Origin of the sequence: Bacillus sp. UNCCL81 (genome assembly GCF_900112535.1) — a bacterium.
GTDB classification, from domain to species: Bacteria; Bacillota; Bacilli; order Bacillales; family Bacillaceae_G; genus Gottfriedia; species Gottfriedia luciferensis_B.
The window spans coordinates 18,766-33,887 of sequence record NZ_FOMF01000016.1; the positions used below are offsets into that span (position 1 = coordinate 18,766).

The window sequence follows — 15,122 nt, forward strand, 5'->3', positions numbered from 1 at the left end:
ATTTGAATGCTAAGAAAAGTTGTGGTTGGTTTTAATTAAGAAAATTAATATAGTAAAAACAATTCTTAATACTCTATTTACAGAACCTCCAAAGTAAATTAATAAAATTTCATTAAAATTAAGAGGTGAAATCTAATGAAATTTTAATTTTTAGGGGGTTTTTTTATGTTCAGAAACAAACTTAAGAAAAAGTTAATTCCAGTGGCGGTGCTTTCAACAATGGCATTTGGTTCGTTTATTGGCTCATTTGCAAATCATAAAGTACAAGCTAAGGAAACAAACAAGAATGAAATCAGAAATGTAATCTTTTTAATTGGAGATGGAATGGGTGTATCATACACGACTGCCTATCGTTATTTAAAAGATAATCCAAAAACAAATGTAGTAGAACAAACAGAATTCGATCATTACTTAGTAGGGCAACAAATGACATATCCTGAGGATCCAAAGCAAAATATTACTGACTCTGCAGCAGCGGCAACAGCTATGTCAGCGGGAGTTAAAACATATAATGCTGCAATAGGCGTAGATAATGATGGCTCAAGTGTAAAAACAGTACTAGAGGCTGCAAAGGAAAAAGGAAAAGCAACAGGGCTTGTAGCTACTTCAGAAATTACACATGCTACACCGGCGTCTTATGGAGCTCACGATGTAAGTCGTAAAAATATGAATGCAATTGCAGATGATTATTATGATGAACTAATTAAAGGTGGACATAAAATAGATGTCATGCTTGGTGGCGGATTAAGTAATTTTGTACGAGAAGACCGTGATTTAACAAAGCAATTTAAAAAAGATGGCTACTCTTATGTAACGAATAAAAATCAAATGTTAAATGATAAAAATAATAAAATGTTAGGCTTATTCGCACCAGGTGGAATGCCGAAAATGATCGATCGTGATGATTCAATGCCATCATTAAGCGATATGACAAATACAGCTATTAATAAATTAAGTAGAGATAAAGATGGCTTCTTTTTAATGGTAGAAGGTAGTCAAATTGATTGGGCTGGACATGACAATGATATTGTAGCAGCTATGAGTGAAATGGAAGATTTTGAAAAAGCATTTAAAGCTGCAATCGCATTTGCTAAAAAGGACAAGCATACATTAGTCGTTGCAACAGCTGACCACTCAACAGGTGGCTATTCTATCGGTGCAAAAGGTGATTACAATTGGTACGGTGCACCGATTGCTGCAGCTAAACGTACGCCAGATTTCATGGCTGAACAAATTAGTAAAGGTGCAGAAGTAGAAAAAACATTAAAATCGAATATTAACTTAGAATTGAAGCCTGAAGAAATTCAATCTGTTAAAAAAGCAGCAGAGTCAAAAAATATGGTAGAGATTGATAATGCAATCGAAGCAATTTTTGATAACCGTTCAGTAACTGGTTGGACTACTGGTGGTCATACAGGTGAAGACGTAAATGTTTATGCATATGGACCTGGCAGCCAATTATTTGCAGGGAAAATTGATAATACTGATCAAGCAAAAAACATCTTTAGAATATTAAAGAATGGTAAATAAGTAATAAATCAGATCCCGTTAAATGAACTTATTTAACGGGATTTAAGGATGAAAGGGGATTTATATGAAAAAATTGATTCCATTTATTTTACTTTCTTTAATGCTTTCAGGATGTAGCTTAGTTCAGAAGGAGAAAACAACTGCTTCAGCAGAGAATATAAAAAAGGTCTCTACAATCTCTAAAAGCCGAGCAAAGTCTTTAAACGATGTATATGTTCCTAATCCACAGGTTTCAGATGATACGAGTTTACTCCTTAAAGGTCAAACACTTAAAGATGATAAAGGAGAAGTTACTTTAGAGGGCATTGCTTCATTAAATAAGTCCTATTCAATTGGCCCAATCGAAATGAAACTTAAACAGATTAAGCTGATTAAAAACTTACCGACCTATTCTTTAATGGATTATTTTCATTATTATACAGAAAGCTATGAAAGTTTTCGATTTATTAAGGTAGAGGTAGAAATCATTAATCACTCGAATAAAAAATTACACTTTGGTCCAGTTGCCCATTTGATGACGAGTAATAATGAAGTAAAGGAATTTAAAGATGACTTCTATATTGAATATTTAGGTGGGGAAATGAGTCCTAATAGTTCAAAGCAAGGAGCAATGGGATTTATAGTTGATCATATTGATCCTAGCTTGAAATGGATTGAGCTAACAACTAGCGATGTATTGGATGATCAGCATAAAGTAATTGCGAAAGCACAAAAAATAAAAGTTAATTTTAATTAGATTGCAGATAAAAACTCCTTTCATTTAGAAGGAGTTTTTTCACGCTATTGAAAAACAATTTTGTCAATTAAATTACCAAATTTTCGTAAAAGGAGTAGAGTGATGTTGATTTCCACTACAGGATGCTCGCTTTCTATGGGGCGAGATTCTTTAGCCTCCTCGGCAAGCCTGCGGGGTCTCAGCCTTCCCGCTAATCCCATAGGAGTCGAGCACCCCTCCGTTCCAATCAACTTATTCATCAAAAAAAGTCTCTGCAATAAATACTAATCAAATAGCCTTTACTAAAGTAACCTAACAGTTGTTTATTAATCAGTTTGTAGGTCAATTAATATCAAAAATTATTTAAACTAAACTAATCAATTGAATTTGTTTTTCTAAAAATTAGCTCATAATTTTTTAACTTCTGAAAAAAATCATTACTTGTGTTATTAGAAACATGAAATTGCTCAAACATATTAACATTTAAAACCATTAAAAATGATAATCTCATCATTAAATAATGTTCATTTAATGTCTGTTTCCCCTATTAACCATTTTATATTTCAACACTCTTAAAAAAACTCCTTTCAATAGAAGGAGTTTTTATTTTATAGAGTTACTTCATCCTCAACTGGTGGAAGAAGTACGTCATTTTTATCAGGATACATTGTTTCAATATGGTTTTCTCCCCAAGTGCACAGTAGATCTAATACTTCTTTTAAAGACCATCCGTAATCCGTTAAGGAATATTCCACTTTTGGAGGAACCTGATTAAATACTTTTCGATGAACGATATTGTCTTCCTGTAATTCTTTCAGTTGCTGAGTTAACATTTTTTGGGTAATGTTCGGCATTAACTTTTTTAACTGAGAAGTTCTTTTCGTCCCTTTTGTCAAATGACAAAGAATCACTACCTTCCATTTACCACCAATTACATCTAATGAAGCTTCAACCGGAATATTGTATTTTTTCATTTTCTCCTCTCCCTCATTCATATTTAAACAAAACGACCTACGCAACATATTTTTAATGATTAAAATATCATAACATTCTCTTCGTAAACTGTGTAGTTTCAAGTCTGTTAAAAAACTTTTTGTAATTTTTTCTCTGTTTTAAGCCTTTATTCTCTTAAATGTTACTAAAAAGTAACTATATCACTTCAAAGTACATACTTCTCTAACTTATTCCTATCGCTCATAATGACAAATAGTTAATTGATTAACAAACATTTACTAAAAAGTATTTTTATAAAGGAAACTTTGATCTTTTTACTATTTCATTTATGTTTTGAATGACAATGAGACTTTATTCAGGCGCCACGTCTCGTGTATTCAAACTAATCATAAAAAATAACAATAACAAGGAGGATTCTCTATGAGTTCAACCGCTGCTTCAATTAAGATGCAAGAGAAAAAAAGTGGCACACCTGCGTTAATGGCTCTTGCCATTAGTGCATTTGGTATCGGAACAACCGAATTTGTTCCCGTTGGTTTATTATCAACTCTTGCTGGTGATTTGAACATTTCAATCACTTTAGCGGGATTATTAATTTCTGGATATGCGATGGGTGTTGCATTTGGAGCACCAATTTTAACCGCATTAACAAACAAAATTGGTCGAAAATCGTTACTAATGCTATTAATGGTTATTTTTATCATAGGAAATAGTGTAGCTGCTTTTTCAACTAGTTTTGGTTTATTGTTAGTTGCTCGAATCATTACTTCATTTTCACATGGTGTATTCTTCTCAATCGGTTCAACAATTGCCGCCGATGTAGTGCCTGAAAACAGACGTGCAAGTGCGATTGCATTTATGTTTACAGGTTTGACGGTTGCGACTGTAACAGGTGTTCCATTAGGCACGTTTATTGGTCAACATTTTGGATGGAGATCAACTTTTGGAGCTGTTGCATTACTAGGTGTTATTGCAATCATTGCAATTGCAATATTAGTTCCAAAAACAATTAAACAACCACCAGCATCAAAATTTAGTGATAACCTGAAAGTTTTAAAAAATGGACCATTACTTTTAGCTTTTGCTATTACAGCATTAGGATATGGAGGTACTTTTGTAGCATTCACATATTTGTCACCAATCCTTGAAAAAATTACCGGCTTTGCTCCAAACTCTGTAAGTATTATCTTACTTGTTTATGGAATTGCAGTAGCACTTGGTAACACGATCGGTGGAAAAGCGGCTAATAAAAATCCTTTAAAAGCATTAACGTGGATGTTTGCCGTTCAAGCGATTGTTCTCATCATTCTATCGTTTACGGCTCCATTTAAACTAGTAGGAATTGTAACGATTTTCTTTTTAGGCTTGCTTGCTTTTATGAATGTACCTGGTCTACAAATTTATGTTGTGAAATTAGCTGAGAAGTATGTCCCATCTGCAGTAGATATTGCATCAGCGTTAAATATAGCAGCATTCAACGTAGGTATTGCAATTGGAGCATTTATTGGTGGTTTAGTCGTAGATACAATCGGATTGATTCATACACCGTGGATAGGTGGAATCATGGTATTAGGAGCAGTTCTGCTAAGTATATGGAGCGCTTCTTTAGAAAAGAAAAAGTAAATTTTAAAAAATACTAAATAGATAAAAGGAGAAATAAAATTGAATAATTTAGTTAAGTTAAATAATGGTTTAGAAATGCCAATTATAGGGTTAGGAGTTTTCCAAGTAGAAGACGGACAAGTCGTAATTGATTCTGTAAAAGCTTCAATACGAAATGGCTACCGTAGTATCGATACTGCAGCGATCTATCAAAATGAAGAAGGTGTAGGGCAAGGGATTAGAGAAGCTCTTGAAGAAAATGATCTTAAACGAGAAGACTTATTTATTACTTCAAAGGTTTGGAATGCCGATCTAGGCTACCAATCAACTATCGATGCTTTTGAATTAAGTTTGAAAAAACTAGGTCTTGATTATTTAGACCTATATTTAATCCACTGGCCAGTTGAAGGTAAATATGTTGAATCATGGAAAGCACTTGAAACACTATATAAAAACGGAAAAGTAAAAGCAATTGGAATGAGTAACTTCCAAATTCATCACTTAAAAGAAGTAATGGCGAATGCTGAAATAATGCCTATGATTAATCAAGTTGAATTACACCCAATGCTAAGTCAAGTTGAACTAAGAGAATTTTTAAAAGAAAATTCAATTCAAGTAGAAGCGTGGGCTCCATTAATGCAAGGACAATTATTTGAAAACGAAACCTTATCACAAATAGCAAACAAACATAATAAATCAATTGCTCAAGTTGTATTACGTTGGCATTTACAAAACGGTGTAGTAATCATACCAAAATCAATCAAAGAACACCGCATTCAAGAAAACGCAAATATTTTTGATTTTGAACTAACAGAAGAAGATATGAACCAAATTAACTCACTGAACCAAAATCTTCGTGTTGGCCCAGACCCTGACAATTTTGATTTCTAATCAAAAAATAAAAGTAAACGACTGTCAAATCTTTGACAGTCGTTTTTATTAAGTGTTGAAATATAAAATGGTCAAAAGTATAGTAAGTGAATTGATAATTAATTTAATTAATTCATTTTTAGATTTCTTAATAATGATTTTAAATGTTAGTTGTTTAAGCAGTTTTATAATATTAACGAACACTAGTAATTGTTTATTCCGGAGAAGTAAAAATATTTGAGGGCTAATTTTTAAATGATTATTTTAATACTCTGATGTTCTATCCAAATTTACCTATTAACAGATTATCAAACTGTTATGCTACTCTAAGTAAAGGATATTAGATTATTTTTTTAGTGTAACCTTTTTTTGATGATTAAGTTGATTGGAGTGGAGGGCTGCTCGACTCCTATGGGATATGCGGGAAGGCTGAGACCCCACAGGCTCGCCGAGGAGGCTAAAGAATCACGCCCCATGGAAAGCGAGCATCCCGGAGTGGAAATCAACATCACTCTACTCCCTTTACGAAAATTTGGAAATTAGATGACAAGGTTAGTTGTTTTTCAACAGCGTCTAGACGACTGTCAAAATCTTTGACAGTCGTTTTTATTTCTACTCGAATGTGGTAATTGCACATCAAATCTTAAAAAAAAATATTAAATTCGATCTAAATCATAGAGGCATTTTGTACTAAGGGTCGAATATTCGAATATAACAATTTCAATTACAAAAACTTCCTCACTGTAAGACTTAAGACTTAGTAAGTTTAATACTTAAGTTCGTTTCATATTATATACTGTTTCGTTACGATAAACATAGTAGCGAAAAACATTGAACGGTCAAGCTGTAGTAGAGGAGTTGATTACTTTGAAGAAAGAGAATAAACAGTTTAATACGATGAAAGAACTTACGCTACACATAGTATTAGCTACAATATCGATCTTAATATTAGTCACTAGTTTACCTACTGTCGTAACGATCTATAAAATATCATTCATTTTTGCAATCATGGGAATTCTGCTACTAGATTTCTATCTAGTTGTCTCGAATCATAGAAAGTTTTTAAAGGTTACAAAAATAGCGCTAATTAGTTTACTACTTTGTATAGCAGTAGTTGGAATTGTATTTTATGCTAGTCAATTTCTAGTATTTGTAGATCAGTACGGAGTTGAGCGATTATTAACCAATCATATCGCAACTGCAAAATTACTATTTTTCTTAATCTGTTTATTTCAACCGATTTTTTTACCTTTACCAGAAGCACTTACTATTCCTGCGGGTAGTGCTGTAATTGGATCGTTTTCAGGAGCGTTAATTGGATTTTTAGGTTCAACTTTAGGTATTGTCATTATGTATTTCTTAGCAAGAATAGGTGGACTTAAACTAGTTTCAAAGTTTGTTAAAGAAAGACAGTTAAATAAATATCAGGAATATGTCAAAAAAAATGAAACAATTATATTAACTTTAATGTTTATCATTCCGATTTTACCAGATGAAATTATTTGTGTAGGGGCAGGAATTAGTAAAGTATCTTTCAAAAAGTTTCTATTAATTGCTTCGATTTCAAAATTAATTACATCATCTCTACTATCATACTCTGTCTACTTGGCTAAATTTTTCTCTTTAACAACATCGCAAATAGCTTTAACTAGCTCCATTGTAATTGCCTGCATCTTATCTTTATCATTTATGATTAAAAAATCAATTAAACGAACAAATTCAAAAGAAGCTTATGTTACCCAAAGTGAATAATACAAAAAGGCAATGTAATGGTTTAACATTACATTGCCTTTTTACTTATTAAGAAAGTTTAAAATTGCATTTGTCGAAATTGAAAATTTCCTGAGAAATAATGTAGAAAACATGACGAATTTACATCAGTACTTTAATACCTTGAACAATATTCCATATAAAGACGATTAAATTAACAATGAATGCTAATATAAATCCACCTATAAGAGCAAAACCTGCACCGTCACCAAAAGTATTAAAAGTGAAAAGGGAAATAACCGCTAAAATAATAATTGTTAGAAATGGTAGGATATGTGAAAAAAATGCTCGTTTAGAATGCGATTTTAGTTGTTGATCCTTTGCGACGAAATACACAATTATTGGGAATAAGAAAGGTGCGAAGAATACGCTAAAATAACATAATGAGGACAAAATCTTATTTGTTTCCATCTTTTTACCTCGGTTTCTTAAAGAATTCTAATTAATCTTAGTATAGTTTAATTTATATATAAAAATCGATTTATTTATTAATAATTTTTTAAAATACATATTGAAAAAGTTTAGGCTGAGAAATGTGTATCCTTTTTTTGTCTCTTTTTTAAAGAAATGAAAATGAAAAATCCGACTAAGATTGTAGCAGTAATACAGATTGTAATCCATGGTGAGCCAAGTAAGAAATTTCCGTATAACGTATAAAGAACTGCAATCGGAATATTACCAGCAAACACAATTGCAATATAGGACAAGTATTTCATATTAGTGGAGGCTGCGATAAAGCATGCTCCATCTGTTGGAGCTAATGGGGTGGCAACTGTTAAGAATAAGTATCTCTTTCGGTTCGAAATAATTTCTTCAAATAGAGAGGGATATTTATTCTCCATGAATTGTTGGATCGAATCACTAAAAATACTTCTACTTAATAAGTAAATAATTGATTCTGTGATGGCCATTCCAATTAATGATAAGAGAATGGTTTCAAACGGGTGAAAAAACAAGCTACCTACTACAATTAATACAGAGCTCGGAATGAATAGAAAGATTCTTGCACAGAAAATTGCGACAAATAATAGCATCGGATTGAAGGAAGAATTAGCAATAAACTGTTTTATATCTTGCAATGATAAATGAAATAAATGATATCGAATTGCGAGTAGTAGCATTAAAATCCAAAAGCCGATTACAATTAGTGGAACGACTTTTTTCATGATTCATGCTCTCCTTTTGAGTTAGAAAATCTTCTGTTATAGTATTCTATTCCTAAAAGACAAGAAAACTGATTCATTTTTAAAAATTTATAATAAAGGTCATATATATGTCAAAAAAAGAATAAAAATAATTATGCACTAAATATCTCAAATTAAAGAGAATTGAGGTGGAGATATGCTTGATGAAGGCCTATTAGTTATTAGACTTGTTTTAGGTATTATTTTATTAGGTCACGGGGTGCAGAAAGTATTTGGTTGGTTTGGTGGTTACGGTATTAAAGGAACTGGACAATGGCTAGAGTCGATTGGAATCAAACCTGGAGCATTTTTTGCTTTTATAACAGGAGCGGCAGAAGTTGTAGGTGGATTCTTTGTAGCGGCTGGTGTATATACAGAAATAGGTGCATGGTTGATAATAGTAGTGATGGCAGTAGCGGTAATAAAGGTTCATATAAAGAACGGATTCTGGAATAGTTCGAATGGATTTGAGTTTAATCTATTAATTATTGCAGCCGCAGTAGGGTTATTGCTCACTGGTCCAGGATCAATGGTATTATTTTAAGGCTTTGATTGTTAATAAGACTGGAGGGAGTCTCACTATTGAGGCTCTTTTTTTGATTCTTAATGATCGTTTAAACAGTCATCTGTTTCTATCGAGAAAACATCTTTTTCATGAAAAATATCCCTCATTCGTGATACGATCATTTTAGTAATAATCTGATATGGAGGGATCAAGATGGCAGATGCTATTTTTGAACAACTTAGGTTTACAAGAGTTTATACATTGAAAGTTCTTAGTTCTGTTTCAAAAGAATCTGTAGATGTAATACCGGCAGGATTCAATAATAATATTCTTTGGAATGCAGGTCATGTGCTAGGGGCATATGAGCAATTACTTTATGCTAACACTGGTGATGCTGGCCAACTTTCAAAAGAATTCATTGATTTCTTCAAGGGTGGGACTAAACCAGGTGACTGGCAAGCAGAGCCACCATCATATGAGGAAATTGTTACTTTATTAGAACAGCAAGTTGAACAAGTTATTGCTACATATGAAGGACGTTTAGATGAAATCATTTCAAAAGAGATGAAACTAGGTAGTTTTGAAATAAAGACTGTTCGAGACATGATTAGCTTTAACATTTTCCATGAAGGGCTACATGCTGGATTAATAAATGGTTTAAAAAGATCACTTCACCAGTAAAGTTATTTTTTGACTTTTGTCCATACATTAAATCTAAGAGTTTATGCTCTTAGATTTTTTTGTTATAATCATGTTTAACAATTTGTCATTTTGATAGTTTGAAAATTGTGGTTATTCAAAATAAAATATGGCTCTTTCTAATTGATTTTTGTTTTTTAGTAACAATAATAATATAAAATAGCAATGATTATGACGAAAAAGACCAAAAAAAACGAGGTTATATAAATGAAGAAAGAAAGTAATTTAATTATTTACGATCTAATTTTGTATTTAGTATTTCCGCTTGTTTTATATAAAGTTTTACAACACTATTTTAGTGATTATTGGGCGATGCTTTTACCGACGGTTCCAGGGATCTTATATACTTTATTTCGTTTTTGGTATACTAAACAGTTTAATGTTACTGGTATTTTTATTATCTCAACATTAACTGTAAGTACAGCTGTTGATTTAATGGCATTAGGTTCTGCGAAAAACTTAATTTTGTATAATGTGTATTACCATTTTGGGGTTGTCGCAGTATTTTTAGTTTTATTAGCTTTGAAAAAGCCATTACCATATTATTTTATGATTGATATTGCTGCAATACAGGGGCAAGATCGTGAAGAAAGTAAAAAATTATATAAACATCCTTCACTATTTAAAGTATTTCAATATTTGTTTGTCGCATGGATTATTAAAGATATCGTATTTGCTGTTGCACAATGGTGGATGGTTGATACGTATGGATTAAAAGCATATTACTCACGTACGATTATCTTTACAGTTGGTGGATATGTATTTGGCATAATTATGGCGATTGGCTATGCGATGGTTACGATGAGAGCTCAAAAATTAAAAGGAGACGACTCAGAGCAACCTTCCGATGAAATTATTATTTAGTAAAAGCCCTTTAAAAAGAATGAACCCCACAAGTTCTTTGTGGGGTTTTTTTAATTACTGATGTCCATTTATCCCTTGAATGAATTTCCTACTCTTTGTAATTCCTGCTCTTCTTTGTTTGCTGCGTTTATGAAATCACGTTTTTGTATTCTTTCATTTTCTGGTTCGACATGAATTAATATTTTAGGATCAACTAAAACCTTTTTTATTTCTTCTTCTATTTTGTCACATAGTAAATGGGCTTCTTCAATGCTCATGTGTGATGGTAATACTAAATGGAAATCAATATGCTCCTCAGCACCCGAACGTCTCGTGCGTAAATCATGGTATTCGATAAATTGGGATTTAAAAGAATATAATACATTTTCGATTTGTTTTAATTCATCTGTAGATAGCCCAGTATCAAGTAGGGGGGTAAACGACTTACGCCCAAGTTCGATTGATTCTTTCATTATATAAATTGCGATTCCAATTCCGATCAATGCATCGAGAAATTCCCAACCAGTAAGACTTACTAAAATTAAACTTACTGCGACTCCGAGTGATGAATAAACGTCTGTTAATAAATGCAAAGCGTTTGATTGCATTGCAACAGAATGTGTATCATTTCCTACTTTTTGAACGATTTTTCCTACTCTCCAATTGATTAACGCTCCAATTAACATGACGACTACACCGATCATTGGCATTTTAATTGGAGTAGGATGAAGTAACTTTTCAACGGATTCAATGATAATCCAAATACCAGCTACAAATATTAAGATTGTTTCGACTGTACCTGAAATATTTTCAAACTTACCATGACCATAAGGATGTTCCTTATCAGGTGGTCTATTTGAAATCCTTACAGAGAAAAATGCAATGACTGAAGCGACTAAATCCAATAAAGAATGAATTGCCTCAGAGATAATTGCTACGGAACCAGTAAAAATCCCGACAATTAATTTTAATAAAACGATGAATGTGTTACTACATATTGAAAGTACTGCTATTTTGCTTGAACGCAATCTATTCACCCCTGTCCAATTTTTTCTACTTAAGTTAAGAGTTTTGTAATAAGGCAACAAAAAAGAAAAACCACTAACAGTTTGTTAGTGGTTTGTTTTTTTTAGATTTAATTTAAATTTATTGAAATGATTTTTCATTTTTGAATCACCTTTTCTCTCGCATAAAACATATTCTATATTATAGATATTATTTTGAAAAGGAAAAGCTGTGTGTATGAAGTGAATATAAATCGACAATATTATTCAAAAATGGTTTGACATCTATTTTTAGACTGTGTTATACATAGACTAATATAAAAAATAACAGTCTATTCGTAGAGGTTGCATTGTATATGAGTATCATTTTAGAGAACTGTGGGTTTTATGACGAAATGAGAAAGGATCCTATGCCGAAGAAATAAATTGCCACACATTTTATTTCTGGGACTACATTTAATAAATGTAGTACTGTCACATGTGTTTGTGAAGAGCTATTGAAGAGATGTGATTGGCTAAGTCCTTTTTTAAAAAGAGATAGGCACATGAACATATCCTTCATGTGTCTTTTTTAATACACTAATACATTGAGGGAAGCTTCTTAGAATGATCTTACATTTGATTTGAAGGGAGAATACGAATGTATTTACATGGTAATAGTCGAATTAATAATGAAGGACATTTAGAAATCGGAGGTTGTGATACTGTAGATTTAGTAAAAAATTACGGTACCCCTCTATACATTTATGACGAAGCATTAATTGAATCAAAATGTAGGGAATTCCATGAAGCTTTAAGAGAAACGGGAATGAAATATCAGGTTGCTTACGCGAGTAAAGCGTTTCTATGTGTTGAACAAGCCCGCTTAATAGAAAGAGAAGGTCTATGTTTAGATGTTGTTTCCGGTGGAGAGCTATATACAGCTTTGCAAGCAGGTTATCCAGCTGAGAAAATTCATTTTCACGGAAACAACAAAACAATTGAAGAAATAGAAGAAGCTTTAAATGCAAAAATCGGTTGTTTTGTAGTCGATAATTTCTTTGAGCTAGAAGTATTACAGGCCTTAGCTGAACAACGTAATGAAGAAGTATCAATCTTATTACGTGTTACGCCTGGTGTTGAAGCACATACACATGAATATGTAATGACGGGCCAAGAAGACTCTAAATTCGGTTTCGATATTATGTCAGGTCAAGCTAATGAAGCAGTTGAAGTTTCGTTAAATTCAACTAACCTAAAATTATTAGGAGTACATTCACATATAGGTTCTCAAATTTTCGAACCAGATGGATTTGTTCATGCAATCAATGTATTAATGAGCTTTTTAAATGGACTTAAAAATGATTTAGGTTTTACAGCTGATATTTTAAATGTAGGTGGAGGCTTTGGTATTCGTTATACTTCAGAAGATGAGCCTTTAGCTATTGCTAAACATATAGAAAAAATTACTACTATTATTAAACAACAATGTGAAGAGCTAGACTACAAACTACCAGAACTATGGTTAGAGCCTGGCCGCAGTATTGTTGGTGAAGCTGGAACAACACTTTATACGATTGGTTCAACAAAAACTCTTCCTTCAATTCGTAAATATGTATCTGTTGATGGGGGAATGACTGATAATATTCGTCCTGCACTATACGGATCAAAATACGAAGCGATGCTTGCAAATCGAGCAAATGATGAGAATAAAGAAGTTGTATCGATTGCTGGTAAATGCTGTGAAAGTGGCGATATGCTAATTTGGGATTGTAACTTACCTGTTGTACAAAACAAAGATCTATTAGCTGTATCTTGCACTGGTGCTTATGGCTATTCAATGGCTAATAATTATAACCGTATCCGTCGCCCAGCAGTAGTATTTGTTAAAGATGGTGTTTCAAGAGAAGTAGTCCGTCGTGAAACATATGAAGATTTAGTTAGAAATGACAGAGTTTACATCGAAAACTCTAGTAGATAGATAATTAACGTTTTTGTGTTATTTGTATCAATACTGACACTTCTATATAATATAGAAGTGTTTTATTTCGTTTCCTTTAATAAAAGATGATAATTTATCGACATATAAAGACATATTTATCATTTATATTACAATATTGTAACAATTGCGACTCTCTTCGGGAATCTATGGTATAAATATTTACGTAGATTAGCGAGAGGAGAACGCTGAAATGTTAAGAAAAAAACTAGCAGTGCTGGCGATGGCAAGTACAATAGTATTATCATTAGCGCCAAATGCTTCAGTATTAGCTGATAGCAAAGTTGAAACAAAGCAAGCTGAAGTAGATAAGTTCCAATCACAATTTAAAGAATTAAGCAACGAGATAGAGAAAATAGATCAACAAATTAAAACAACGAAGCAAAACATAGAAGCAAAAAAAGCAGAAATTTCTGAAACAGAAGAAATTATTAAAGATAAAAATGCAAGAATTACATACTTACAAGACAGAATTCAAAAACGTAACGATTTATTAGAGGATCGTTTAGTTGCAATGCAAAAGCAACCAAAAGTGAATCTAGTAACAGACGTTTTATTTAATTCAGACTCAATCGTAGATTTCTTTAATCGAGTAAACTCAATTTCAACACTTTTTGAAGCTGATGAAAATATCATTAAAGAACAAAAGTCTGAACAAGCAGAAGTATTAAAAGAAAAACAACTTGTTGATGAGAAGAAAGCATCTTTAGTAACAGCAAAAGAAGATTTAGTTTCTCAACAAAGTGAACTTTCTAAATCACAAGCTGAAAAGCAAAAATCATTAAATACTGCAGAAGCAAACTTAAAGTTAGCTGTTAAAGAACTAGAGAATGCAAAAGAAGATGAGAGAGTTCAACGTCTTGAGCAACAATCTCTTGAATTAGCTGCTTTATCTAGCGATGATGGTGAAGATGACAGCGTTAGCAGCACTCCAGCCGCTAAATCTAGTTCAAATTCTGATTCGAAATCTGATTCAAATTCTAGTTCAGATTCAAATTCAAATTCTAAACCTGATTCAGGTTCAAATAATGATGGTCCAGTAGCAACTGGAGGCCTTGTAGATTATGCTTTACAATTCCAAGGTGTGCCTTATGTATTTGGTGGAACGTCTCCAAGCGGTTTTGATTGCAGTGGTTTCATCTGGTATGTATATTCACATAATGGATATGGCATCTCTCGTGGAAATGTAAAAACATATTGGAGCAATGCGACAAAAATCAGCTCTCCACAACCTGGAGACCTAGTATTCTTACAAAATACTTATATTAATGGTCCTTCACATATGGGTATTTATATTGGTGGAAATAAAATGGTTCATGCTGGAAGTAAAGGAATCAGCGTAATCAGCTTAAGTAATAGCTGGGTTCGTTCTCACTTCTTAGGTTATGGAAAATTCTAATAGTTTATTAACCTCGTATTATAATTAGTATAGTACGAGGTTTTTTATATTTTCTTACGGGTAATCAAA

General features: G+C 32.4%; 14 protein-coding genes and 1 riboswitch. Of the genes, 10 read left to right on the forward strand and 4 right to left on the reverse strand.

What is annotated here, in order from left to right:
* Positions 1–165: 165 nt before the first annotated feature.
* Together BM319_RS22315 and BM319_RS22320 are read left to right on the forward strand one after the other, a co-directional pair.
* Positions 166–1,530: an alkaline phosphatase gene (locus BM319_RS22315; protein ID WP_091024739.1), complete on the forward strand. Its 1,365-nt coding sequence runs from the start codon at positions 166–168 to the stop codon at positions 1,528–1,530.
* Positions 1,531–1,594: 64 nt separating this feature from the next.
* Positions 1,595–2,266: a hypothetical protein gene (locus BM319_RS22320; protein WP_091024741.1), complete on the forward strand. Its 672-nt coding sequence runs from the start codon at positions 1,595–1,597 to the stop codon at positions 2,264–2,266.
* 587 nt (positions 2,267–2,853) lie between these two features.
* Here the strand turns inward: BM319_RS22320 and BM319_RS22325 are convergent.
* On the reverse strand, positions 2,854–3,219 hold the full coding sequence (locus tag BM319_RS22325; protein WP_091024744.1) for a winged helix-turn-helix transcriptional regulator: 366 nt from the start codon (positions 3,217–3,219) through the stop codon (positions 2,854–2,856).
* Positions 3,220–3,619: 400 nt separating this feature from the next.
* On the opposite strand from BM319_RS22325, the gene BM319_RS22330 reads away from it, so the two are divergent.
* The 3 genes from BM319_RS22330 to BM319_RS22340 all read left to right on the forward strand — a co-directional run bounded on the left by BM319_RS22330 (position 3,620) and on the right by BM319_RS22340 (position 7,423).
* Complete coding sequence (locus BM319_RS22330; RefSeq protein ID WP_091024746.1) at positions 3,620–4,822, forward strand: MFS transporter; 1,203 nt, start codon at positions 3,620–3,622, stop codon at positions 4,820–4,822.
* 75 nt (positions 4,823–4,897) lie between these two features.
* On the forward strand, positions 4,898–5,692 hold the full coding sequence (locus BM319_RS22335; RefSeq protein WP_091024786.1) for an aldo/keto reductase: 795 nt from the start codon (positions 4,898–4,900) through the stop codon (positions 5,690–5,692).
* 846 nt (positions 5,693–6,538) lie between these two features.
* Positions 6,539–7,423, forward strand: a complete 885-nt coding sequence (locus BM319_RS22340; protein WP_286143880.1) for a TVP38/TMEM64 family protein — start codon at positions 6,539–6,541, stop codon at positions 7,421–7,423.
* A gap of 120 nt (positions 7,424–7,543) precedes the next feature.
* On the opposite strand, the gene BM319_RS22345 is transcribed toward BM319_RS22340, so the two are convergent.
* Together BM319_RS22345 and BM319_RS22350 are read right to left on the reverse strand one after the other, a co-directional pair.
* Positions 7,544–7,852, reverse strand: coding sequence for a magnetosome magnetite crystal formation protein family (locus tag BM319_RS22345; RefSeq protein WP_091024747.1), 309 nt, complete (start codon positions 7,850–7,852; stop codon positions 7,544–7,546).
* A gap of 110 nt (positions 7,853–7,962) precedes the next feature.
* Positions 7,963–8,607: a TVP38/TMEM64 family protein gene (locus tag BM319_RS22350; protein WP_091024748.1), complete on the reverse strand. Its 645-nt coding sequence runs from the start codon at positions 8,605–8,607 to the stop codon at positions 7,963–7,965.
* 175 nt (positions 8,608–8,782) lie between these two features.
* On the opposite strand from BM319_RS22350, the gene BM319_RS22355 reads away from it, so the two are divergent.
* The 3 genes from BM319_RS22355 to BM319_RS22365 all read left to right on the forward strand — a co-directional run bounded on the left by BM319_RS22355 (position 8,783) and on the right by BM319_RS22365 (position 10,693).
* Positions 8,783–9,169, forward strand: coding sequence for a DoxX family protein (locus BM319_RS22355; protein WP_091024750.1), 387 nt, complete (start codon positions 8,783–8,785; stop codon positions 9,167–9,169).
* Positions 9,170–9,343: 174 nt separating this feature from the next.
* Positions 9,344–9,811, forward strand: coding sequence for a DinB family protein (locus tag BM319_RS22360; RefSeq protein ID WP_091024752.1), 468 nt, complete (start codon positions 9,344–9,346; stop codon positions 9,809–9,811).
* A 225-nt stretch (positions 9,812–10,036) separates the two neighbouring features.
* Positions 10,037–10,693, forward strand: a complete 657-nt coding sequence (locus tag BM319_RS22365) for a VC0807 family protein (RefSeq protein ID WP_091024754.1) — start codon at positions 10,037–10,039, stop codon at positions 10,691–10,693.
* Positions 10,694–10,761: 68 nt separating this feature from the next.
* Here BM319_RS22365 and BM319_RS22370 read toward each other — a convergent pair whose 3' ends face one another.
* Positions 10,762–11,700: a cation diffusion facilitator family transporter gene (locus tag BM319_RS22370; protein WP_091024756.1), complete on the reverse strand. Its 939-nt coding sequence runs from the start codon at positions 11,698–11,700 to the stop codon at positions 10,762–10,764.
* Positions 11,701–12,007: 307 nt separating this feature from the next.
* A riboswitch (Lysine riboswitch) is annotated at positions 12,008–12,181 on the forward strand.
* Between the two features lie 135 nt (positions 12,182–12,316).
* Between BM319_RS22370 and lysA the strand changes: the two genes are divergently transcribed.
* Together lysA and BM319_RS22380 are read left to right on the forward strand one after the other, a co-directional pair.
* The gene (gene lysA, locus BM319_RS22375; RefSeq protein ID WP_091024758.1) at positions 12,317–13,636 is read left to right on the forward strand and encodes a diaminopimelate decarboxylase; all 1,320 of its coding nucleotides are present in this window, start codon (positions 12,317–12,319) and stop codon (positions 13,634–13,636) included.
* Positions 13,637–13,847: 211 nt separating this feature from the next.
* Complete coding sequence (locus BM319_RS22380) at positions 13,848–15,053, forward strand: C40 family peptidase (protein ID WP_091024760.1); 1,206 nt, start codon at positions 13,848–13,850, stop codon at positions 15,051–15,053.
* Positions 15,054–15,122 lie beyond the last annotated feature (69 nt).

What these genes read in the sequence shown, in the direction of transcription:
- BM319_RS22315 (WP_091024739.1), top strand. Translation starts at nt 166, where the DNA reads ATGTTCAGAAACAAACTTAAGAAAAAGTTAATTCCAGTGGCGGTGCTT.
- BM319_RS22320 (WP_091024741.1), top strand. Translation starts at nt 1,595, where the DNA reads ATGAAAAAATTGATTCCATTTATTTTACTTTCTTTAATGCTTTCAGGA.
- BM319_RS22325 (WP_091024744.1), bottom strand. Translation starts at nt 3,219, where the DNA reads ATGAAAAAATACAATATTCCGGTTGAAGCTTCATTAGATGTAATTGGT.
- BM319_RS22330 (WP_091024746.1), top strand. Translation starts at nt 3,620, where the DNA reads ATGAGTTCAACCGCTGCTTCAATTAAGATGCAAGAGAAAAAAAGTGGC.
- BM319_RS22335 (WP_091024786.1), top strand. Translation starts at nt 4,898, where the DNA reads ATGCCAATTATAGGGTTAGGAGTTTTCCAAGTAGAAGACGGACAAGTC.
- BM319_RS22345 (WP_091024747.1), bottom strand. Translation starts at nt 7,852, where the DNA reads ATGGAAACAAATAAGATTTTGTCCTCATTATGTTATTTTAGCGTATTC.
- BM319_RS22350 (WP_091024748.1), bottom strand. Translation starts at nt 8,607, where the DNA reads ATGAAAAAAGTCGTTCCACTAATTGTAATCGGCTTTTGGATTTTAATG.
- BM319_RS22355 (WP_091024750.1), top strand. Translation starts at nt 8,783, where the DNA reads ATGCTTGATGAAGGCCTATTAGTTATTAGACTTGTTTTAGGTATTATT.
- BM319_RS22360 (WP_091024752.1), top strand. Translation starts at nt 9,344, where the DNA reads ATGGCAGATGCTATTTTTGAACAACTTAGGTTTACAAGAGTTTATACA.
- BM319_RS22365 (WP_091024754.1), top strand. Translation starts at nt 10,037, where the DNA reads ATGAAGAAAGAAAGTAATTTAATTATTTACGATCTAATTTTGTATTTA.
- lysA (WP_091024758.1), top strand. Translation starts at nt 12,317, where the DNA reads ATGTATTTACATGGTAATAGTCGAATTAATAATGAAGGACATTTAGAA.
- BM319_RS22380 (WP_091024760.1), top strand. Translation starts at nt 13,848, where the DNA reads ATGTTAAGAAAAAAACTAGCAGTGCTGGCGATGGCAAGTACAATAGTA.